Genomic DNA, 244 nt, shown 5'->3' with positions numbered 1-244 from the left:
GGTGGAGCTGAACGGGATCGAACCGATGACCTCCTGCTTGCAAGGCAGGCGCTCTCCCAACTGAGCTACAGCCCCATTATAACCCGAAAAGGGATTATAAGACGAGAGTGATGTACCCTCAAAACCGGAAAGAATGCAATCTGTGTAATGCTCCATAGAAAGGAGGTGATCCATCCGCACCTTCCGGTACGGATACCTTGTTACGACTTCACCCCAGTCATCTACCCCACCTTCGGCGGCTGGC

1 tRNA gene and 1 rRNA gene are annotated in these 244 nt (G+C 53.3%); both read right to left on the bottom strand.

The features are described 5' to 3' along the window. Positions 1 to 2: 2 nt before the first annotated feature. A tRNA-Ala gene (locus tag SB773_RS34005) sits at positions 3 to 75 on the bottom strand. Between the two features lie 83 nt (positions 76 to 158). Further along, positions 159 to 244, bottom strand: a 16S ribosomal RNA gene (locus SB773_RS34000); the annotation flags it as partial.

It is taken from the genome of Bacillus sp. SIMBA_074 (assembly GCF_046534555.1).
In the GTDB taxonomy this organism is placed as follows: domain Bacteria; phylum Bacillota; class Bacilli; order Bacillales; family Bacillaceae_G; genus Bacillus_A; species Bacillus_A mycoides.
This window is presented reverse-complemented; position numbering and strand designations above follow the sequence as displayed.